This window comes from Nostoc sp., assembly GCF_036917975.1.
Classification (GTDB): Bacteria; Cyanobacteriota; Cyanobacteriia; order Cyanobacteriales; family Nostocaceae; genus Nostoc.
Window position 1 is genome coordinate 47571 of sequence record NZ_JBALEJ010000039.1, and the last position, 20120, is coordinate 67690.

Genomic DNA, 20120 nt, shown 5'->3' on the forward strand with positions numbered 1-20120 from the left:
TATTAAGGTAATTACGCCAGGAAGTATGTTTGAAAATTTCAAATCAGGACTTAGGGACTTCCAAATAAAAAAATATCCAATTACTTCTTGTGGGGTGGGCGTCTCGCCCGCCCTATGAACTGGGCGCTCATGTTGCCCACCCCACAATATTGGATAATTTATTTCTTGGAGTTCCCTTATGCAAAATAATAAAAAACGAACCGCAAAGTACGCAAAGTACGCAAAGGAATAAGAGTTTTAGAGCAATACAGTTGAGTTAAGCAATTTTTTCCTCTCTCTGTGTCCTCTGCGCCTCTGTGGTTCGTTAAAATAAAAAATGACTTTGACAAAGAGTGCTAGCCTTAACTGAACCGTATTGAGTTTTAGAGAGTTATTGCGTAAGTCCTACAAATGTCAAAATCATGGCAATGTCAATTCAGTGCGAACAACTCCAGCACGTTCATGACGGGCTAGCAGTTTAACTGTGCTACCTTGAGGCACACGCACCACCCATTCCACCTTCGCCCGATCCTTGGTAGGATCGCTGTGCCGTCTAATGGGAGTTGAAGGCTTGTAAGCTCGTCCCTCTAATTGACCTAACTCTTCACGGGGTTTACCCGTTACTAAAGTTCCCCCAGGAGGTAGTTCAATTTCACAGATACAGCCCCGCACCAGCTTTTTTTCTAAGGCTTGAAACTCCTTTAAAACCTCGTTTCCAGCCGGAGGTTGGAAATGCAACTCAAAAGTGGCTCTGCCGCCAGTAAAGAGAGGCGGCAGCCCCAAAGACAAGCATTCCCAGTCGGAGACTAGGAACGAGGCAATCTAAAAGCTAGTTCTAGACTTGCTTTCACGTTAAGTTGACACCTATGGATGATGACAAATGCCTACTACACTGTGGTGGAAGTTTGCCTAATACTTCTAAACTACTATAGCGGTTCTCAGTTGGGTGCAAAATAGTAACAACAGTGAGTGAACCATCCAATAATGTCTTTTTTAGTCACTGCATTTAGAGCATTTGTGATCGCTTGATCTAATTCTTCATAAGTTCTGGCAGCTTGCGATGCCTGCGGCGGGCTACGCCTACGCAAAAATTCTTTTACCTTTCGACCAACAATTTTCAATTGGCGAAAAATCAGGAGAATAAGGAGACAAATAAATTAATTTGGCCCCAACAGCTTCACGGATACCAGTAACCTTATGAGAGCTAAAGTTGTCCATGACAATAGTTGCACCTGGCCAAAGATTTGGAACTAAAACTTGAGTGACGTAAGTTTCAAACGCTGATGCATTAGTAGCACCAGTAAAAGTCATAGAGGCAATGATTCCTTCTAAGGACATAGCCCTAATCATCGTGACATTTTTTCCCCGTCCGTCAGTCAGGACGATCACCATAAGCGCGACTACCTTGAGGCGAACGGGCAAAGCGTCTAGTCATGGCGATGTTAACTCCAGCCTCATCGATAAATATCAAGTCCTTTAGCCTGACTGAGCCAATGGTTGTCCAATACTCTGCTCTTAGTTTTTGAACTCGTTCTATGTATTTTTTGCTCGCGTGTAATGTTTTTTTTGCGCGTTAGGTTCAGTTTTTGAGTGATTCTTCCCATTGTCGCTTTGCTGACTAGAACCCCCGTTCGTTCCTCTAATCGAGAACACAACTCAACCAAAATTGCATCGTTGTCTTCCTCCACTAAGGTGACAACTATTGCCATCTGTTCACTACTTAGCTTACCTGTATTACCCCCACCATGCGCCTTTGGTTCGACTGTTCCGTTGTTTCGATATCGCTTTAGTAGCTTCTGGATAAAAGTTAAACTCACGCTAAATCTTTTTGCCAGTTTTTCGTTGGGAGTCTTCTCGATTATTGTACGCATCAATTATTTTTTTGCGTAGGTCAATGGAGTATGCTTTCATGGAAGATGCACTTTGCGGTTAATTTTCTTTATCCTCCCACATTTTGTATTTCACTCAACTGAGAACCGCTATATTTAAAAGCTCAAAACCTATGACGAGAAAAATATTAGCTGGACTAAGTTCTGAAACTTACGAACACCCTTTTGATCGCAAAGCCTTGGCTTCTTTGCAAAAGATGCCTGGTGTCTCTTTACTACTCAAAAAAGTTAACGAATACGGCATTGATCGCTTACTTAGATTGCAAAGCCTTGGTAGTGAAATCAGAATTTCGCCCCGTAATTTTCCCGAAGTACATCAAACATTTGTGGAAACTTGCCAAATTCTTGATGTTGCTCCACTTCCTGAATTGTATCTGTTTCGAGGCACTGGTCACATTAAAACCTATATTGTTGGGGTAGAAAAACCCCTTGTTGGTATCAATTTAGATGCAATGGAGTGGCTTAATGCAAATGAGTTGCTTTACGTTTTCGGACATGAAATCGCTCGCATTAAGAGTCAGCACATGATTTATCACCAAATGGCAATTGTTATGCCAACTTTGAAAAATTTGTTGAGTAGTACCACACTGGGAGTCGGTGGCTTAGTAGCTGGTGGCATGGAATTAGGTTTGTATAATTGGCGGATGATGGCTAGGTTCACCGCCGATCGGGCTGCAATGCTTGCTTGTCAGGATATTGATGTAGCAACTACTACACTAATGAAACTTGCGGGTTTACCAGATGAGTACTTGACTACTGCTGTAATCGAAGATTTTCTCGTCCAAGCCCGTGAGTTTGCATCTAATAACTTAGATAGTGTGGATAAGGTAACAAAAATATTAAGCTATACAGAATCAGAGCTTTCCTGGGTGGTTATGCGGGCGGGTGAGTTATTGAAATGGGTTGATTCAGGAGAATATGATAATTTAATTCAACAGATAAATTTAAAGACACCAGAAGAACCGGAAGCAAAAGAAGAAAAGACACCAGAGGAAAAAGAAGGGTGGAATTTTTTGACTTCTTGGTGATGGAATTTTGGATTTTGGATTTTGGATTTTGGATTGCCCGATTTTAGATTAAATAGCCTTGGCGATTAGAAATCGCGGCTACACAGACAAAACCCACCTCCGTGGGTTAAAAATCCTTGATTTTTCATTCTTTTTAAACTATCGAACAACCTAAGTACTAAGAGTAACGGCTAATTTATCAGCAATTCCCGCAATCCAGTTTTCATCTTGTTTGGTATAACTGCGAGGGGCGTTTGCTGCCAAAATTAACGCACCTTGATTACCAATAGGTTGACAAATTACACCTTGAGTATTCTCTGGTAAATAATCAAATTCAAGCCTACCTGGATATATTTTGAGAGCAACTAGATAAATCGGTTTTTGTTTTTCGAGTACTTGTTTTAAGATTACCCCTGGTACAACCTCAGATTTCGTACCCAGAATGCCACGACGCAACAAAACTTTACCTTGATAAAAAACCACAAGCGATCGCGTTACTGTATTAGTCAACAATAAATGAGATGCCCAGGCTAGCTCTGTTTTTACAGCTTCGGGCAAATCTGCTGCGAGTACAAAACCTTCTTCTCCAGTTAGTTCTACAATATCAGGCGATCGCGGCTGAACTTGCTGCCAAATTAAACCCGTCAAAATTAACACCGCACTCAAAATCACGCCTACCACATCACCACGCGATTGAGACTGGGTTAGTTCCGGTGTCAATAAACGGTTAATCAATAAAAGTACAGCGCCTAGCCCACCCACGACAATAGGTAGACGCCGCAAAACTCGATTAGGATCAGGTTTAGTCATTGGGCATTGGGCAATAATTAATAGTTCTTCTCCCTCTGCTCCCCCTACCTCCCCTGCTTCCCCTGCTCTCTTTCCCCCACTCCCTCATCTCCTCACTCCTCCCCTGGTTCAATAATTCGCTGGAAAAGATAACCAGTACCCCGCGCGGTGAGAATCAATTCTGGGTTGCTAGGATCATCTTCTAACTTTGCCCGCAAACGGGATATATGCACATCTACTACGCGGGTATCCACATGACGTTCTGGTGTATAACCCCATACTTCCTGCAAAATTTCCGAACGAGAAAAGGCTTCTCCAGAGCGACTGACTAGCAACTCTAACAAGCTGAACTCCATACCCGTCAATCGAATCCGCTCATCGCCTTTGTAGACTTGTCGCTTATTCGTATCGATTTTAATATTAGCGACATGGATTACCCCAGAACTGGGAATACCAGAAGCACCGTTTTTATCTACCCGCCGTAGCACCGAGCGAATCCGGGCTTCTAGCTCCTTGGGGGAAAATGGTTTAACTACATAGTCATCAGCACCCAATTCTAAGCCGGTGATGCGATCGGCGACATCACCCAAGGCTGTTAGCATAATAATGGGGACATCTGATTCTTTTCGTAATTCTTGACATACACCATAGCCGTCTAGCTTTGGCATCATTACATCTAAAACTACCAGGTCAGGCTCAGTTTTGCGAAAAGTTTCCAAAGCTTCTTCCCCGTCGCCAGCTGTCACTACATCGTAGCCAATCATGGAAAGGCGCGTTTCCAAAATCCGGCGAATGCTGGCTTCGTCGTCTACCACCAAGATTTTTTCTTTATGGCTTTCCAAGTTTCTCTAGGCTCCTTAACTAAAAATTTACATGATTAATTTTTAATACCATAATATTAAGATATCATTCCATGAATTGATTTGGAAAAAGCTCTAAATACTACTACTATTATTAGTTTTTAGTTTTTTTCAAGAATTAAGTAAATATTAAGATTATTTAATAAGATTTAAGAATGGCAAAGCCAAAAACCTTTTTCACTTGTAACGAATGTGGAGCAGAATCGCCCCAGTGGTTTGGTAAGTGTCCAGCTTGCGGCACTTACAACTCCCTAGAAGAACAAATTTCTATCCAATCCTCAGTAGATGTACCCAGTCGGGGGGGAGTAAGCAGTTGGCAATCGGCTCAAGGCAATGGCAAATCTCATGCTAAACCAGCTAAAGCGCGAGCCTCTTTAACATTCGATCAAATTACCGATCGCCAAATTGCCCGATGGGAATCTGGTTATGGAGAATTAGATCGAGTGCTTGGAGGTGGGGTTGTCCCTGGTTCTATGGTGCTGATTGGTGGCGATCCAGGTATTGGTAAATCAACTTTATTGTTGCAAGTATCAAATCAATTAGCACAGAAATATCGCATCCTTTACGTAACTGGTGAAGAATCGGGACAGCAGGTAAAGTTACGAGCTTCCCGCTTGGGAGTATCAAAACCCCTAAGTGTGGTTAATGAAGAGGATGTTAAGGTAGTAGTAGATCCGGCACTTCCCATAGACCCTGACAGTATTGGTGCAGATTTATACGTACTGCCAGAAACAGATTTAGAAGAAATTTTACGGGAAATAGACTCTCTCAAGCCAAACGTGGCGGTGATTGATAGTATCCAAACGGTGTTTTTTCCGGCGCTGACTTCTGCACCAGGTTCAGTAGCCCAGGTACGGGAATGTACAGCAGCATTGATGAAGGTGGCGAAGCACGAAGATGTCACCATGCTGATTGTGGGACATGTCACCAAAGAAGGAGCGATCGCCGGGCCAAAAGTTTTAGAACATTTGGTCGATACAGTATTGTATTTTGAAGGCGATCGCTTTGCCTCTCATCGGTTATTACGGACAGTAAAAAATCGCTTCGGCGCAACCCACGAAATCGGCATCTTTGAAATGGTGACAGATGGATTGCGAGAAGTCTCCAATCCCTCAGAGCTATTTTTAGGCAACCGTGACGATCCCGCACCTGGTACGGCCATTGTGGTGGCTTGCGAAGGTACTCGCCCGATTGTTGTGGAATTGCAAGCTTTAGTGAGTCCCACCAGTTACCCTTCACCTCGTCGGGCTGGAACTGGTGTAGACTACAACCGCCTAGTGCAAATTCTCGCCGTCTTAGAAAAACGGGTGGGAATTCCGATGTCGAAATTGGATTCTTATGTTGCTTCTGCGGGTGGGTTGAATGTGGAAGAACCAGCAGTAGATTTGGGAATAGCGATCGCAATTGTTGCCAGTTTCCGCGATCGCATCGTCGATCCCGGTACAGTATTAATCGGTGAAGTTGGGTTAGGTGGACAAGTGCGATCGGTTTCCCAAATGGAACTGCGGTTAAAAGAAGCTGCTAAGTTGGGATTTAAAAGAGCGATCGTCCCAAAAGGCACAAAGTTTCCCGACTTGAATATTGAGATATTACCAGTCTCTAAAGTCATAGATGCAATTATCGCCGCCATTCCCCATCAAGAACTGACAGCCGACGATTTAGAACCCGATGAAGATGAGTAACTACTGGGGAGGGAGTGAGGGAGTGAGGAAAGAATAATTAATGCCCAATCCCCAATCCCCAATCCCCAATGCCCAATCCTAAAGGAAAACCCACCATGACAACCCTCACCCAAGACTACCAAATCACTTGGGAAAAACTACCCGATGATTACAAACTTCCAGATGATCCAGTGGACAACATCAACCAACCAGCTTTAGCTGCTGCACTCACAGAAAGCCTACAATTAGCCGGAAAAATTTCAGCTAACGCTCTAACAACAACTAATTACGGCATCTGTGCCACTTTAAACAACAAAATGGTCATTAAAGCCCCTGATTGGGCTTTCATTGCCAAAATTAATGTTAGTAGAGAAGAAGTAACACGCAGTTACACCCCTCAACTACAGGGTGACATTCCCGTAATTGTGATGGAATTTGTTTCTGATACACAGGAGACAGAGTATTCTATCAAAGCAACATATCCCCCAGGAAAATGGTTTTTTTACGAGCGTATTTTAAAAGTACCAAACTACATTATCTTTGAGCCAGATAGCGGCAGTTTAGAGATGTATCGCTTAACCACAGAACAGTACATTTTGCAAGAGCCTGATGAAAATCAACGCTACTGGATAGCCGAAATAAATCTTTACCTTGGAGTGTCCCAAGGTACTCGTGAAAACCGCACAGGAAAGTGGTTACGGTGGTGGGATGAACAAGGAAACCTTCTACCTTGGGGAACAGAATTAGCTGAACAAGAACGCCAACGCACTGAACAAGAACGCCAACGCGCTGAACAAGAACGCCAACGTGCTGAACGACTAGCAGCACAATTGCGGGCGGCGGGAATTGAGCCAGAAGATTAGACTTCCTGTAAATAATTTAGGTTTGCTAGATTAGCGAAAAATTTGCTAAATCTAGCATTTTTTTTTAGAAAGATGAAATTTTAAATAATACTAATTAAAGCCAAAAATTGAGAGTATTTTTGTTAATTATGGCTTCCTAATACTACCAAAGCTAATGCTAATTTATTCCCGTTAAAACTTGAAAATTATTATTAATAATTTTCAAGTTTTATAGTTGATAAGTATAATTTTATACCTTAATATAAAGACATGATAAAGGCGATCGCCTAATCCCGCGAAGAAGAATGCGATCGCCGTTATCTGTCCCCCTTATCAGGAGATAAATACAATGATGGCACAATTACAAAAGTCTGCCCAATCAGAGTTAAAGCAATACCTGGGTGAAAAAGATACACCCACCCGCAAGGAATCAACTGCACAGCCATTTCCCAACAGAGAACCGATTAAGCATCTACTGATTGGTTCTCCCAAAGCCGTTAGCAGTACAATTCACTACTTGCAGGTAATTGGCTATGCCAGTGTAGGAGATTGGAGTCCCCTGTTACCAACCGCCAACCCAGGTGAAGTAATGAGTATTTTAAGCCGTCAAATTTTAATGCAATAACCCCTATCTAACTTAGAACCCCGACTTTTGTTAAAAGTCGGGGTTCTGGATACCGCCAAGTCTCTACTTTTCCTGTCGTGGATCTTCAAAGGGAGGATGAAAACCTCCTTTTATCCAAAGTTGCCGGGATTTTTGAATGAAGCGATCGCTACGGCGTTGATCGTTTAAATCTAATCTATTACAAGTTGCCCGACCTGTGGGTGTGATATCAATAATTTTTGTAGCATCTGCTGACCAAACAAAGTGTTCAGACCACTGTTGCTGACGGGCATTAAATAAGGCTACTTCTTGCTTAGTTTCTGGGTCAATTCCCACCGTAAAATTATAATGACGCTCGTTACATCGACGACAAGCTAGAGCTAAATTATCCACATCATCAGAGCCACCTAAAGATTGTAGGTAAATATGATCAATTGTCAGAGGAGACGTGCTTAATGATTCAGGATAATGGCAGTATTCACATCGAAAACCAGAACGTTTACGAACCAACTCTTGGATATGATTAGGAATTGTCATACCTGAGATGCAATCATTGCGTTTATATAGCTGAAAATCTCATCTAATTCCCCAATCGCCTCCAGTTCAGCAGCTTCTTCTGGTGTCAAAGAATCAGCTTTTTTTCTATCTAGCAGTTCTTGCATCCGCAAACCCAATTCGTCTGTAAATTTAAACAAATTAAGATTATTGACTTTTTCGACTCGGATACCATTCGTTAGCCAAGATGAAGGTTTAACTACTGCGATCGCCATAAATTGATTACGATTGAATATACTCCTTATTGTAGGCTCCATCAGAATCGCCTAAAATCTCCCTTGCCAAAGCCCTAGTGATGAAACAAATCAAAATTATTGTAGAAAAACATTCTGACGGTTATGTTGCCTATCCTCTGGGTATAAAAGGGGCGATCGTTGGTCAAGGTGACACCTATGAAGAAGCCTTAGCCGATATCAAGTCAGCTATTCGCTGCTACATTGAAATATTTGGCAAAGAAATGCTCGAAGATGACTCTGTTTGAAGAATTCATTAATCAGCAGTCAAATTACTTCTAAACAGAGATATTTCTATGAAAATTAGCTATGATGCCGAAGTTGATGCTCTCAGTATCACTTTCCGCGAAACCACTGTAACAACGCAACATTTAGCTGAAGGAATCGCCGCCAATTATGATGCAGAAGGACAATTAGCTGGTATCGAGATATTAGATGCTGTCAAACGATTTGGCGGACAAGAAACTCTCCGCCAAGTAATTATTGAAGGAATAGGTTTGTCAGTTACTAGTGAAAACATGACAAATGTTGAAAAAACAACAGCCTGACAATGAAAATTACTTACGATCCAAGGTACAACATAGCTTATATCTGTCTCCAAGAAAAAACAGCACAAGTAGAAATAATTCAAGTCAGTGAAGAAATGAATGTAGATATTGCTCCTGATGGCACAATTTATGGAATTGAATTGCTCAATGCTAACCAGCAATTAGGCGCTGATGAACAGGGTAAATTAATCGTAGTCAATGAAGCATTAGGAGAATCTGCCGAAATTAAGCTTTTACTATAGTGTCAAACTACTGATACTGGCAGCGGATTGCAGCCGAGCAATTACTAAAAAGCTACAGCGAAGATGATGCTATCTACGACACAATTTAATCTTAGGACTTGCAAACGGTTTTGTTAACTGTTAAATCACTGATAAAGTCGGTTTTCGCCGTGGTAAAATTAAAATATTCCTCATTATTCCGGCCGGATTACCGGGGATCGAGTAGCCGAAGGGTGCTGATTCGGCCTCTACTAATTTTATTGAGAATACTATACAAGTCTAATGGTTAAATCTGCTCCTTCCCCAATCGCTAGCCGTAAGCCTTCTAAAGTCGAAGGAATCAAGGAAAATAGTAATTTTTTACGTGAACCTGTAGCAACTGAGATCCTTCAAGACACTACTCATTTTACCGAAAATGCGGTGCAGCTTTTGAAGTTTCACGGCTCTTATCAGCAGGATAACCGCGACAACCGCACCAAGGGACAGGAAAAAGATTACCAGTTTATGCTGCGGACAAAAAATCCGGGTGGTTTAGTACCGCCAGAACTATATCTGGCTTTAGATAAACTAGCTGATGAGTATGGCAACCACACCTTACGAGCAACTACCCGTCAAGGTTTCCAACTGCACGGTATTTTAAAGAAGAATCTGAAGACAGCGATCGCTACAATTGTAAATAATCTGGGTTCAACTTTAGGAGCTTGCGGCGACATCAACCGCAACGTGATGGCACCACCAGCCCCTTTTAAGAATCGCCCAGAGTATCAGTATGCTTGGGAGTATGCTCAGAATATTGCCGACTTGCTGTCACCACAAACAGGCGCTTATTACGAGATTTGGTTAGATGGGGAAAAGGTAATTAGTGCTGAGGAGAACCCAGAGGTGAAGGCAGCACGACAGCGCAATAGTAATGGCACAATTATCCATGACACCGAAGAACCAATTTATGGCACGCACTATATGCCCCGGAAGTTTAAGGTTAGTGTGACAGTGCCAGGGGATAATTCGGTTGATTTGTATTCCCAAGACCTGACGTTGGTAGTAATTACTAATAAAAAGAAACAGTTAGAAGGATTTAATATTTTTGCTGGTGGTGGTTTAGGTAGAACCCACGGTAAAGAAGAAACTTTCGCTAGGTTAGCAGACCCCATCGGTTATGTAACGAAAGATGACGTTTACGACGTGGTGAAAGCGATTGTTGCTACCCAGAGAGATTATGGCGATCGCACCGATCGTCGTCATGCCAGATTAAAATATCTAATCAACGAATGGGGTGTAGATAAATTCCGCACCCAAGTTGAAGAATATTTTGGTAAACCAGTTGAAGCCTTCAAACCACTACCAGAGTTTAAATATCACGACTTCCTCGGCTGGAATGAACAAGGTGATGGCAAACTATTCTTAGGAATTTCCATTGAAAATGGTCGAATCAAGAATGAAGGTTCGTTGCAACTGAAAACCGCCTTGCGCGAAATTGTCGAGCAGTTCAAATTACCCATCCGCCTCACACCCAGCCAAAACCTGATTTTTTACGATATCGAACCAAATAGCAAGGAAGCTATTCAAGAGATTCTTAGCCGTCACGGTGTCGGAGACGACCCTAGTAAAATCGAACCTTTAGTGCGTTATGCAATGGCTTGTCCGGCTTTGCCTACTTGCGGCTTGGCAATCACCGAATCAGAACGAGCAATACCAGGTATTTTGGAGCGGGTTCGCGCTCTTTTAGATAAAATAGGTTTACAAAAAGAACATTTTGTGGTAAGGATGACAGGATGCCCTAACGGTTGCGCTCGTCCCTACTTAGCAGAATTGGCCTTTGTTGGTAGCGCTCCAGAATCTTACCAATTATGGTTAGGGGGTTCGCCAAATCAGACTCGACTGGCACAACCTTACACAGAAAAGCTGCACCATAATGACTTAGAAAGCTTCTTAGAGCCGATTTTTGTTTACTTTAAGAAATCTCGGAAATCAAAAGAAAGCTTTGGTGATTTTTGCGATCGCATTGGTTTTGATGCCATCCGCGAATTTGCTGCCACCTACGAACCCAAAACAGCCAATGGTGCAAACAAATCGCGCCATCGGGTGAATTTGAAAGAAGAGGTTTATAGCAAGTTGAAGGAAGTAGCAGAAAGCCAAGGTAAACCGATGACTCAGTTGGTGACTGAAGCGTTAGAAGTTTACTTCCAGAATCTTTCCTAAGCCTAGTATTTTTGTGTGGTAGACATTTCATCTGCCACAAATAAGCAAAAAAATGTGTAAGGATTTAGTTTTCCGGCACTTTCTCAAAACGAAATCCACCCTCTTCTATACTTCCACACTTTTTTCTACTACCTCCAACTACTCGGACTAAAACTGGTTTAGCATCTTTCCGTTCACTGTTAATGAATTGGAGTGCATCACCTGAAGTTTTGTCAGGTGGTAGCTTAATAGATTTTAACTTTTCAATTACATCTTTTCTAGAGGGATTTTTGGACTGTGAGATTGCTGCGATAAAAGCCTGAGTAGCATCATAACTAGAAGCTGTTCCCCAGTCAATTTTATCTTCCCATCTCTCGCAAGCTCGCTTTGCAAATTCTTCTGAGTTTTTCTCTTCAGGAAACCAGGGAACTGTCAATATTAAACCTTCAAAACCTTCTTTAGCTTGTTTTAAAATTTCTGAATTATACAGAGTTCCTCCTCCCAACAATGGTAAATTTCTTAATTCTGGAGAGACGAATTTTTTATAACTAACAATTTTAATTACAGTAGAAACTGACTCTGTATTTGGGAAAAAAACAACCGCATCTGGATGATTTATAATAGAAGTGACAAGAAATTCTTCCTTGAAGTTTTGTTGTGGGATCATTTCCAAATCTTTAGATGATACTTTTCCACGTTGTTCCTTAAAGGAAGCTTCAAACTTTTCTTCGATGTCTTTACCGTAAGCATCTCTATTATAGTAAATAACAACTTTTTTTATATTATGCTTGATAGCATAATCGGCTAAGGATTTAGCAGTAACTTCATTAGAACGGATTGTCCTGAAAAAACCTTTACCTTTTAATTCTGTACTGGCGCTAGTAGAGGCTATCATTGCCAAATTACTATGTTGATATTCCTCAAGTGCAGATTTACTAGCTTGGCTAGCATTGTGACCAATCACTGCTAATACATCTGAGTCTTTAGTTAACTCTTTAGCAACTTTTCGAGCTTGATCTGGATTATTACTATCATCGGCTATCCTGACATTCAAAAGTCTACTTTTAAAACCAACTTTTTCGTTCGACTCATTAAACTCATTTTGGGCTAGAGCGACTCCTCTCAATATTGCAATAGCAGATGATCTACTCACATACATAGGTACAACTACAGCCACAGTTATAGGCTTGAGATTCATCTTTTTTGCCTGTTCGTGGGCTAAGGAATTATTGTAATAAATTGCTACTTCAGGATCACTTTTGTCTATCTCTTTAGATGTTTTAAAAAACTCTATTGCTTTTGAATAATCACCTTTATTGAAAGCTTCAACTCCCTTATTTTGATAAGAAATTTCATCACCTAAAAAGAAAGACTTTTCTCCTTGGCTAAAGAGTTCTGGATTTAAAACGTAAGGTACACGCAACCACTCTGATTGAATTGTTTTTTGTAATTGAAATACACTGACTCCAGCAATAATCATCATATTGATAGTTATTGCTGCAAGCAAGCGCTGAAAACGTTCTTTTTTTTGGATTTTCATTTCTAAATTAGCTATTTCTAACTCTTCGCTAGCATTAATAAACTGGTAATCTTCAATATTCAGAACTTTACCATCACGCCATGCAATTGCTTTTTGTAATTGTTCACCTTGCAATAGCGATGATTTATCTTGACGGTTAGATGATAACCATCTCAGTAATTGTTCTTCATAGGGTCGCATCTCTACTAACATTTCAGCAACCCAATTATAATTAAATACTGATTCATAAATGAGGTTATAAACTTTTAATTTACCATTCCTTTCTTCTATCAAACCAGACAGAATTAGTTCATTTTGTTCTAAACTGTCATTTACTGGTAATTCTTTATCTTGCAAAATTTTAAGATAGAATTTAAGCAATTTAACAAGAGGTTCTTTACTATTAATAATTCTGTTATGAATAGTTCTTAAATGTTGTGGTTCATCCTGATATTCCCAATTTTCAATTATTCGTGATTTTACTAATTTCTCTATCCACTTAGAGATTAAATTTTCATCACTAGGAATTATATTTTCATCATCTGCAATTATTTTGAATATTTTTTGCGTGAGAAATGGTTGTCCGCCAGTCCATTTTAGTATTTCTCTAAGAATAAATTCAGCAACTATAGGATCATTAATTTTACCTTCTAATCCTCTAGTTAAAGGTCGAGCTTCCTGTAATGAAAACCCATTTAATTGGATTGCTTCGCCAATATTAAAGGGTGTGCGTCGCGTATCTTGGATTAATTGAGAAGGTGTAGCTACTCCTAGTAATACAAAGGTAACTCGTTCATAAATTGGGTTATTAGCGCGTTCATTATAACAAAATCTAATAAAAGCAAAAAAATCATCAGTGGGGAAATCCAAACTGAGAACAGTGTCAATCTCATCTATAAAAATAACAATTTTTTGCTCATTTTCTGCTAATAACTTATTCTCGAAAAAAGAACTTAATCGATCTAATGGAGTTAAATCTGATAACGACTCTGTTTGTAAATGAAATTTATCTGCAATATTTTTGATTAAACTATTATACCATTGTTCCTCAGTAAACCCTTTAGTCCCAAGCCTATCTAGGCTGATTACTACACATTTAAAGCCTGCTGTTTCTAAGTTTTTCTTCACTCTTACCCGCAAGCTAGATTTACCCATCTGTCGAGAGTTAAATACATAGCAAAAATTACCTGCTTCCAGTTTATCATAAAGGTTTATGTCAGCTTGTCGCTCTATATAACTAGGATCGTCAAGATTTAAATCCCCACCTACATGATAATATTTTTGTCCTTGATTCATTGTTTATTTCACTTATTTTGCTAGTAACTATTCAAGAAAAGCTTGGAAATACAACCGATACAGTTTACAACGTGGCTGAACACAATTACCCTGGAACTTGACTAATCCCAAACGGTACAAAGAGATGGCAATTCTCGGACGTAGCTGAACTGGATTGTTTTCATCTGCCGATATGACTTGAATGAATGCTGTTTTCAACTCTGGATTATTTTCAACCTTTTCCAATAGTTCTAGTAGATGATTTTTGTATGCTCCTGCTAGGGTTGGAGCTTCTTCTAAAAATTGCTCAAGGGAGTTTTGATGCGATCTAATATGGTCAATACCAGTTCTTAACAGATTTGGATGTCCTCCTACCATATCCATTAGGCGCTGCACTTGTTCAATGTTCCACTTTAGTCCATATAGCTCGACTAAACGCTGTACCTGCTCCTGCTCAAAGTCTGGTAAATCAATTACTAAATGTAGATTAGCAAGAGGTGATTTATTGATATCTAGCGAGGCATAAACTTCTGTAGAATGAGCAATTATCAAACGGAGTCTTTCCCAGATTTCACTCTTTACATCGCCGCACCTTGCCATATCATAAAAACTTCGGAGTAGACTACAGAATTCTTGAGAGATTTCATTTTGTTCAAAAATTAAATCAATATCATTCAAGGCTAATACCAAATAATTAGCAGTTTTTGGTAACAAGTATTCCTGAAAGTAACCGATCGTGTTATCCATAGGAGTCCATTGATTGTTCCAACGCTCATTTACCTGATTAGTTAAACCTAGCTCTTGGCTAACAGCAGCGCAGAATGAGCGTAAAAATCTCTCTATGTCGGTTTTAGTTTGGGGATTTATTAACCTGCTGCAATTCAACGTTACGGTTTGATAATTATTTGCTGTCGCATAGGTGAGAATCCTATTCACCAAATATGTTTTTCCCATTTTATCTGGTGCTTTAATTCGGATGAGAGCGCCTGGTTGTCTAATTTCTTGATAACATTGCTGTTCAATAGCAGGGCGTTCTATATAAAAATTACTAGAGGATTGCCTGACTATCTTTTTGCGAAGAACTGGAGTTAGTTCTTCAGAAATACCTTCTAGTTGAATCTCTACACACCCAAATTGAAAAGCTTCTTGAGGTGAACGATTTGCGCCTAGTGCTTTGTAAAAACCCACAGAAAATGCGATCGCTGCTCTATCCCCAATAGCAGTATTCATCCCGATGACAAAAGGGATATGCTGGACAATAGCCTCCGCCTGAATCACTGAATGACAAGCATTGAGAAGCACACACTGGACTTGATTAGCTACTAATTCAAACAATGCAGCTAAAGCTTGGGGCTTGACTGGTTGCACTTGACCAAATGTATTCTCAAAACAAAGCTCACCCGTACTTGTACCATGTCCCGAAAAATGCACAATATCAGGCTGAAAATCCAATATTTTTTGGCTGACATCTCCAGGACGTGCAGATAATCCGTACTCTAGCTGAAATCTTTCTCGTTGGTTGGCTAGTTGTAGTCTTTGCTGGATTTCTCGCAACTCTTGCTGTAAACGCAGTCTAGACGTATCAGTAGGTTCAGCCGTTAAAAACAAAATTCTCATCTGGCGATCGCTGGCGTAAGTCATCCAAAACCGTTCCTAAAGTTTAATCAATTGCCTGCATTGTTTTTCACTCACAGTTCCGGTTTAGCATACTTACGAGAAACTACTGAAGTGATTCTACTTGATTTTAATGTTTTATCAAGAAATACAATAATATTTCATTTCGATCAAAATCCAGTCTAGACGGAAAATAATTCCTATCCTCACCATGCAGAAAATATCATGTCTCAACTGCAAAGAATTGCGATCGCACCCTCCCAACTCCAGCAAGGGCAAATTCTGCTCACCAAAGAACAACAGCATTATTTAGGGCGGGTGTTGCGCTTGGGTGAAGGCGATCGCTTTATTGCAATGGATGGTAAAGGAAAATGGTGGTTAGCGCAGCTTATAGGGGAACAAGCACAGGTTTTAGAACCGCTTTTAGTAGAAACAGAATTACCTATAGCAATTACGCTGATGGTGGCGTTGCCCAAAGGCAATGGATTTGATGAAGTGGTGCGGTGTTGTACAGAGTTAGGAGTAACTTGTATTGCACCAATATTGAGCGATCGCACTTTACTTCATCCTAGTCCTCAAAAGCTCGAACGCTGGCGGCGCATCGCTGCGGAAGCTGCCGAGCAATCAGAACGCTCATTCGTGCCGACAATTTTAGAGCCTGTTCCTTTTAATACTGCTATCACCGCCAATCAGACAAGTCACCGTTACATTTGTGAGGCTCGTGGTGAGTTTCCCCATTTAAAACATTGCTTACAGCACAAAGGACAAATGACCAATGACAAAGGACAAGAAACAATTGTTATTGCGACTGGGCCAGAAGGGGGATGGACAATACAAGAAATTGAGAATGCAAAGTCAGCTGGATTTCAACCTGTTTCCCTTGGTCGTCGCATCCTGAGAGCAGTTACAGCCCCAGTAGTAGCATTATCCTTGATTTCCGCAGCTTGTGAAGTATAAATGATTTATAGCTCACGCAAAAGTAATTTTGGGTGAGACATCACTCTCGCGTGTATTTAAAGTGATGATTGAGCAAGTTGCGATCGCCTTTGAGCATAAAGACTATCAAACAGCAGCTAAATTACTCAAACAGCTGCAAAAAGAATCACCAGACAATCCTTGGGTACAATTTTATCTTGGTCGGCTGCATGAAGTATCTGGAAAGCGTCAGAATGCGGAAAAAATTTATCGGCAACTGCTGCGAGATACGACAAATACCAAAATAGTGGCGCTAGCACGTCAAGGTTTACAACGACTACAAGAAATGGAACTAGAAGAAAGACAAAGAGCCATTTCTCAAGCAAAATCTGAACCGAATAACACCGAACTTGGCGTACTAGTCTTAGAGCCACTTAGTAACGAACTGAAAACAGAAGCCTCTCGAAAATTCGCCCAGATTATGCAGCTAGACCCCTACACTGCAAGGCTATTACTGCCAAGTCGGGGCTGGAGGTTGTACCGCACTGGTCAAGTGGGAGAACTAAAATTTTATGGAAAACAGTTACAGCAAGCTGGCATTCCTTGCTTTTGGGCAACAATAGCTCAAATTCAGCAAATTCAAGTTTATCAAGTCAAACATTTCCAAGAATCTAGCCCACAAGCTACTATTGTTTGCCGTAATGACACAAATCAACTCGGTTCTCTCACCTTTAACTGGTCAGAAGTCACAGCCAGAGTAGTAGGACTGTTGCCTATTTTTGAACAAGTTGTAGATGTTGATCCATACCATAAACTCGAATGGAAAACTCAAACACAAGATTATGCTCAGTTTTGTGATTTACACATACCTGGTAGACGTTGCATTCTCCGATTTTATGATAACGGCTATGAATTCCAGCAAGGTTTAGAAATCATTCCCCAAGCTAGCCAAAATACAATCAGAATTAATTGGAATAATTTATCTAGTTGGATTAACCAGCAACTACCTCAAGTCAAAATCTGGTCAGATTTCACATCTTTTGCAGATACAACATTAGATCAAACAGAAATGCTGAGTCATATCAAGTCTCACATTAATCTATTTCGCCGGGAGCAGAGTAATTGGGATTCAGCTTTTCATTTATATAGTGGACTGGTGTTTGTTAAATAATTTGTAGATCAATCGAAATGACGCGTTTTATACATGACAAATTTGCCAAAGATTATCTGGAAGAATTACTCAAAGATGATGGAGAAGTCAAGCCATCAGACGCGGGGAAGCTTAACGTATTATCACCCAACTACTGAAATTATCGCCGATATTCATCGCCGCAATCGCCGATGAGTTGGTACAAATCGCGTGATTGGCGAGATACTGCACTGATGCGATCGCGATCGTCTGCATCTAAACTAAAACTAAATACTTTGGCGTTATCTTCTATATGTTCAGATACACCAAGTCTGGCACCAACTATCACACCTGCCACAGTTGGCTGATCTAAAATGTAACGTGCTGCCACATTAGAAATGCTTACCCTATGCTTATTAGCAATTTCCTTTAAGATAGCCAGCAACTCTTGAAATAAGCGCCAACCACCCCAAGCATCGATCATATTTTTATATTTTTTCAAACTAGCAGTAGAGAGATCAAATCCTCGCGGTTCTGGTTTCCCCAAATAGTTTTCTGATAACAAACCGCCGCATAGTGTCCCGTAAGTAAAAAGCTTTATGTCATGCTGTTGACAAAACTCCACCATATTAACTTCAGGGCGGCGGTCAATAAGGGAAAATTGCACTTGATTAGAAACGATTTTGATACCTGCTTCGGTAATAATCTTTAAGTTTTCTGTGTCAAAATTAGTTAAACCTAGATACTTAATTTTACCCTCAGTCTGAAGTTCAGCCATATATTTGAGGGCATCCAGATAATTTTTATCCTGATATTCCCACCAGTGAAACTGCAACAAATCTAACGATTGTACATTCATCCTTCTCAGGGAAATATCAATATTTTCTTCGACGAGTTTTTTCGTCATTTTGCCTGGACGAGGTACCCATTTTGTAAAGGCTTGTATCTGAGATAAAGCATCTTTTCCACGAGTATCAATTAGTTGACAGCGAAACTCACCAATAAAATCTTCTGCAGGGCCATAATGATCTGCTAAATCCCAAGTAGTAAAGCCTGCATCTAAATATTGAAACATAGTCTCAATGGCAGCTTGGGAATTAATCTTTCCGTGTGCGCCAGATACTTGCCACATACCATTTAAAATGCGGCAGATATTTAAATCGGGAGTGAATTGGAGACGGCTAGCTGTGGGTAAATTCATTTTTAAGTTTTAGGAGTGAGAAGTTGGGAGTGAGAAGAATGAACAATTTGTGAGTTCGTAAGCATCTTATTACAACATTCTTAGCTTTTATGCCTTCTTAAGAACCATTAGACATCTCCAGAAATTAAAGATACGTTACCCAGAACCCTTGTAGAGACGTAGCAGCGCTACGTCAAAACAATTCTTTTTCGGAGATGTATATTTATAACAGCGATAATCAATAACTCTTAAATCTTAACTCTTAACTCCTAACTTTGAACTCCTAACTCCTATAACTCCTAACTTTAAACTCCTAACTCCTAACTTTCTAACGCCAGCCTTTTTCAGCCTGTTCGAGAACGTAAGCAGCAACATCTTGAATTTGCTGTTCAGTGAGACGCTCTTTGTAGGCTGACATATTATTTTTACCATTGGTAACTATAGATGTAACTGCCTCTATTGAATCCATACCATATTTTTTCAGGGCTTGCTTTTTGAGATTTTTACCACGCCTAACTATGTTGCTACCGTTGATATGACAACCAGCACAATGAACACTAAAGATTTGTTCACCATTAACTGTGTCTGCGGCATTAGCAGGCAAAGTAAAAGTACTGATTAATAACAAAAAGGTTACTAATACTAATTTAAGTAGTTTTTTCAATTAACTTCTCCAGATTTGGACATACTAATTCTAGGTATAAATATCATAAGCAATACTAGAGAGATTCAAAGTCAGTTGTAAATCCAGCAAAATTTGCACAATCTTCTTGAAAGGACTCTGCATCACTAACATCTTCAATTTTATAAGACATGATGCGCGTCCCATCTGGCATTTTTTTGGAACCAATCAATTCACCTTGATATTTCGCTGCGATCGCTTTAAAATCAACACCATAGAGTTTCCAGGCATCACCCGAACAAGTAATATTTACTCGCCACATATTTCACCACTAATTACTACCACTAAATATTCATCATCTCACAAATGGGCAACATGCTACACGTCACCTCTTGGAGACTGGGATTTTCTATCTAAAGGAAGTGCCTAGCTCTATCAGACTACGCCATAATGTGGGTGTAGGAACATGTCTAGAAACTTTTATCCCAATTAGTTAAATT

General features: G+C 40.3%; 22 protein-coding genes. 10 read left to right on the forward strand and 12 right to left on the reverse strand.

What is annotated here, in order from left to right:
* Positions 1-399: 399 nt before the first annotated feature.
* From V7K76_RS17650 to V7K76_RS17660, 3 genes are all read right to left on the reverse strand, one after another.
* The gene (locus V7K76_RS17650; RefSeq protein ID WP_334779585.1) at positions 400-762 is read right to left on the reverse strand and encodes a hypothetical protein; all 363 of its coding nucleotides are present in this window, start codon (positions 760-762) and stop codon (positions 400-402) included.
* A gap of 297 nt (positions 763-1059) precedes the next feature.
* Positions 1060-1371 carry a transposase gene (locus V7K76_RS17655; protein WP_442936225.1) on the reverse strand — a complete coding sequence of 104 codons (312 nt, stop codon included), beginning with the start codon at positions 1369-1371 and terminating at the stop codon, positions 1060-1062.
* Between the two features lie 62 nt (positions 1372-1433).
* A complete protein-coding gene (locus tag V7K76_RS17660) occupies positions 1434-1850 on the reverse strand; it encodes a helix-turn-helix domain-containing protein (protein WP_334779586.1) in 417 nt (138 codons plus the stop codon).
* 131 nt (positions 1851-1981) lie between these two features.
* Here V7K76_RS17660 and V7K76_RS17665 point away from each other — a divergent pair, with 131 nt between their 5' ends.
* Positions 1982-2896: a M48 family metallopeptidase gene (locus V7K76_RS17665; RefSeq protein WP_335029904.1), complete on the forward strand. Its 915-nt coding sequence runs from the start codon at positions 1982-1984 to the stop codon at positions 2894-2896.
* Positions 2897-3046: 150 nt separating this feature from the next.
* Here the strand turns inward: V7K76_RS17665 and V7K76_RS17670 are convergent, their stop codons facing one another.
* The gene (locus V7K76_RS17670; RefSeq protein ID WP_335029906.1) at positions 3047-3685 is read right to left on the reverse strand and encodes a cofactor assembly of complex C subunit B; all 639 of its coding nucleotides are present in this window, start codon (positions 3683-3685) and stop codon (positions 3047-3049) included.
* Between the two features lie 92 nt (positions 3686-3777).
* Positions 3778-4506, reverse strand: coding sequence for a response regulator transcription factor RpaB (gene rpaB / locus V7K76_RS17675; RefSeq protein ID WP_012412029.1), 729 nt, complete (start codon positions 4504-4506; stop codon positions 3778-3780).
* A gap of 173 nt (positions 4507-4679) precedes the next feature.
* On the opposite strand from rpaB, the gene radA reads away from it, so the two are divergent.
* From radA to V7K76_RS17690, 3 genes are all read left to right on the forward strand, one after another.
* Positions 4680-6206 (forward strand): DNA repair protein RadA, encoded by a 1527-nt coding sequence (radA, locus tag V7K76_RS17680; RefSeq protein ID WP_334779589.1) that lies wholly within the window; start codon positions 4680-4682, stop codon positions 6204-6206.
* Between the two features lie 95 nt (positions 6207-6301).
* Complete coding sequence (locus V7K76_RS17685; protein WP_334779632.1) at positions 6302-7048, forward strand: Uma2 family endonuclease; 747 nt, start codon at positions 6302-6304, stop codon at positions 7046-7048.
* Between the two features lie 328 nt (positions 7049-7376).
* Positions 7377-7652 (forward strand): hypothetical protein, encoded by a 276-nt coding sequence (locus V7K76_RS17690; RefSeq protein WP_334779590.1) that lies wholly within the window; start codon positions 7377-7379, stop codon positions 7650-7652.
* A 63-nt stretch (positions 7653-7715) separates the two neighbouring features.
* Here V7K76_RS17690 and V7K76_RS17695 read toward each other — a convergent pair whose 3' ends face one another.
* Together V7K76_RS17695 and V7K76_RS17700 are read right to left on the reverse strand one after the other, a co-directional pair.
* Positions 7716-8168, reverse strand: coding sequence for an HNH endonuclease (locus V7K76_RS17695; RefSeq protein WP_334779591.1), 453 nt, complete (start codon positions 8166-8168; stop codon positions 7716-7718).
* Complete coding sequence (locus V7K76_RS17700) at positions 8165-8401, reverse strand: hypothetical protein (RefSeq protein ID WP_334779633.1); 237 nt, start codon at positions 8399-8401, stop codon at positions 8165-8167. The genes V7K76_RS17695 and V7K76_RS17700 overlap by 4 nt, the downstream gene beginning before the upstream one ends.
* Positions 8402-8481: 80 nt before the next feature.
* On the opposite strand from V7K76_RS17700, the gene V7K76_RS17705 reads away from it, so the two are divergent.
* The 4 genes from V7K76_RS17705 to sir all read left to right on the forward strand — a co-directional run bounded on the left by V7K76_RS17705 (position 8482) and on the right by sir (position 11387).
* Complete coding sequence (locus V7K76_RS17705; protein WP_334779592.1) at positions 8482-8667, forward strand: type II toxin-antitoxin system HicB family antitoxin; 186 nt, start codon at positions 8482-8484, stop codon at positions 8665-8667.
* A gap of 48 nt (positions 8668-8715) precedes the next feature.
* Entirely contained in the window at positions 8716-8967 is a 252-nt protein-coding gene (locus V7K76_RS17710) for a DUF2283 domain-containing protein (RefSeq protein ID WP_334779593.1), read from the forward strand.
* Positions 8968-8969: 2 nt separating this feature from the next.
* Complete coding sequence (locus V7K76_RS17715; RefSeq protein WP_334779595.1) at positions 8970-9209, forward strand: DUF2283 domain-containing protein; 240 nt, start codon at positions 8970-8972, stop codon at positions 9207-9209.
* 261 nt (positions 9210-9470) lie between these two features.
* On the forward strand, positions 9471-11387 hold the full coding sequence (gene sir, locus V7K76_RS17720) for a sulfite reductase, ferredoxin dependent (RefSeq protein ID WP_334779596.1): 1917 nt from the start codon (positions 9471-9473) through the stop codon (positions 11385-11387).
* A 64-nt stretch (positions 11388-11451) separates the two neighbouring features.
* Here sir and V7K76_RS17725 read toward each other — a convergent pair whose 3' ends face one another.
* Together V7K76_RS17725 and V7K76_RS17730 are read right to left on the reverse strand one after the other, a co-directional pair.
* Complete coding sequence (locus V7K76_RS17725; protein ID WP_334779597.1) at positions 11452-14181, reverse strand: ABC transporter substrate-binding protein; 2730 nt, start codon at positions 14179-14181, stop codon at positions 11452-11454.
* Positions 14182-14208: 27 nt separating this feature from the next.
* The gene (locus V7K76_RS17730) at positions 14209-15801 is read right to left on the reverse strand and encodes an AAA-like domain-containing protein (protein ID WP_334779598.1); all 1593 of its coding nucleotides are present in this window, start codon (positions 15799-15801) and stop codon (positions 14209-14211) included.
* Positions 15802-15999: 198 nt separating this feature from the next.
* Here V7K76_RS17730 and V7K76_RS17735 point away from each other — a divergent pair, with 198 nt between their 5' ends.
* Both V7K76_RS17735 and V7K76_RS17740 read left to right on the forward strand, forming a co-directional pair.
* Positions 16000-16731 (forward strand): 16S rRNA (uracil(1498)-N(3))-methyltransferase, encoded by a 732-nt coding sequence (locus V7K76_RS17735; RefSeq protein WP_334779599.1) that lies wholly within the window; start codon positions 16000-16002, stop codon positions 16729-16731.
* Between the two features lie 64 nt (positions 16732-16795).
* Positions 16796-17860 carry a tetratricopeptide repeat protein gene (locus V7K76_RS17740; RefSeq protein ID WP_334779600.1) on the forward strand — a complete coding sequence of 355 codons (1065 nt, stop codon included), beginning with the start codon at positions 16796-16798 and terminating at the stop codon, positions 17858-17860.
* A gap of 139 nt (positions 17861-17999) precedes the next feature.
* On the opposite strand, the gene V7K76_RS17745 is transcribed toward V7K76_RS17740, so the two are convergent.
* From V7K76_RS17745 to V7K76_RS17755, 3 genes are all read right to left on the reverse strand, one after another.
* On the reverse strand, positions 18000-19019 hold the full coding sequence (locus V7K76_RS17745) for an aldo/keto reductase (RefSeq protein ID WP_334779601.1): 1020 nt from the start codon (positions 19017-19019) through the stop codon (positions 18000-18002).
* A 307-nt stretch (positions 19020-19326) separates the two neighbouring features.
* Complete coding sequence (gene petJ / locus V7K76_RS17750) at positions 19327-19662, reverse strand: cytochrome c6 PetJ (protein ID WP_334710848.1); 336 nt, start codon at positions 19660-19662, stop codon at positions 19327-19329.
* A 55-nt stretch (positions 19663-19717) separates the two neighbouring features.
* Entirely contained in the window at positions 19718-19942 is a 225-nt protein-coding gene (locus V7K76_RS17755; protein ID WP_179067872.1) for a hypothetical protein, read from the reverse strand.
* Between the last annotated feature and the right edge of the window lie 178 nt (positions 19943-20120).

Bases quoted from the DNA above. Each gene is read 5' to 3' on its own strand.
- V7K76_RS17655 (WP_442936225.1), bottom strand. From the start codon at position 1,371: ATGGTGATCGTCCTGACTGACGGACGGGGAAAAAATGTCACGATGATT.
- V7K76_RS17660 (WP_334779586.1), bottom strand. From the start codon at position 1,850: ATGCGTACAATAATCGAGAAGACTCCCAACGAAAAACTGGCAAAAAGA.
- V7K76_RS17665 (WP_335029904.1), top strand. From the start codon at position 1,982: ATGACGAGAAAAATATTAGCTGGACTAAGTTCTGAAACTTACGAACAC.
- V7K76_RS17670 (WP_335029906.1), bottom strand. From the start codon at position 3,685: ATGACTAAACCTGATCCTAATCGAGTTTTGCGGCGTCTACCTATTGTC.
- radA (WP_334779589.1), top strand. From the start codon at position 4,680: ATGGCAAAGCCAAAAACCTTTTTCACTTGTAACGAATGTGGAGCAGAA.
- V7K76_RS17685 (WP_334779632.1), top strand. From the start codon at position 6,302: ATGACAACCCTCACCCAAGACTACCAAATCACTTGGGAAAAACTACCC.
- V7K76_RS17690 (WP_334779590.1), top strand. From the start codon at position 7,377: ATGATGGCACAATTACAAAAGTCTGCCCAATCAGAGTTAAAGCAATAC.
- V7K76_RS17695 (WP_334779591.1), bottom strand. From the start codon at position 8,168: ATGACAATTCCTAATCATATCCAAGAGTTGGTTCGTAAACGTTCTGGT.
- V7K76_RS17700 (WP_334779633.1), bottom strand. From the start codon at position 8,401: ATGGCGATCGCAGTAGTTAAACCTTCATCTTGGCTAACGAATGGTATC.
- V7K76_RS17705 (WP_334779592.1), top strand. From the start codon at position 8,482: ATGAAACAAATCAAAATTATTGTAGAAAAACATTCTGACGGTTATGTT.
- V7K76_RS17710 (WP_334779593.1), top strand. From the start codon at position 8,716: ATGAAAATTAGCTATGATGCCGAAGTTGATGCTCTCAGTATCACTTTC.
- V7K76_RS17715 (WP_334779595.1), top strand. From the start codon at position 8,970: ATGAAAATTACTTACGATCCAAGGTACAACATAGCTTATATCTGTCTC.
- sir (WP_334779596.1), top strand. From the start codon at position 9,471: ATGGTTAAATCTGCTCCTTCCCCAATCGCTAGCCGTAAGCCTTCTAAA.
- V7K76_RS17725 (WP_334779597.1), bottom strand. From the start codon at position 14,181: ATGAATCAAGGACAAAAATATTATCATGTAGGTGGGGATTTAAATCTT.
- V7K76_RS17730 (WP_334779598.1), bottom strand. From the start codon at position 15,801: ATGACTTACGCCAGCGATCGCCAGATGAGAATTTTGTTTTTAACGGCT.
- V7K76_RS17735 (WP_334779599.1), top strand. From the start codon at position 16,000: ATGTCTCAACTGCAAAGAATTGCGATCGCACCCTCCCAACTCCAGCAA.
- V7K76_RS17740 (WP_334779600.1), top strand. From the start codon at position 16,796: ATGATTGAGCAAGTTGCGATCGCCTTTGAGCATAAAGACTATCAAACA.
- V7K76_RS17745 (WP_334779601.1), bottom strand. From the start codon at position 19,019: ATGAATTTACCCACAGCTAGCCGTCTCCAATTCACTCCCGATTTAAAT.
- V7K76_RS17755 (WP_179067872.1), bottom strand. From the start codon at position 19,942: ATGTGGCGAGTAAATATTACTTGTTCGGGTGATGCCTGGAAACTCTAT.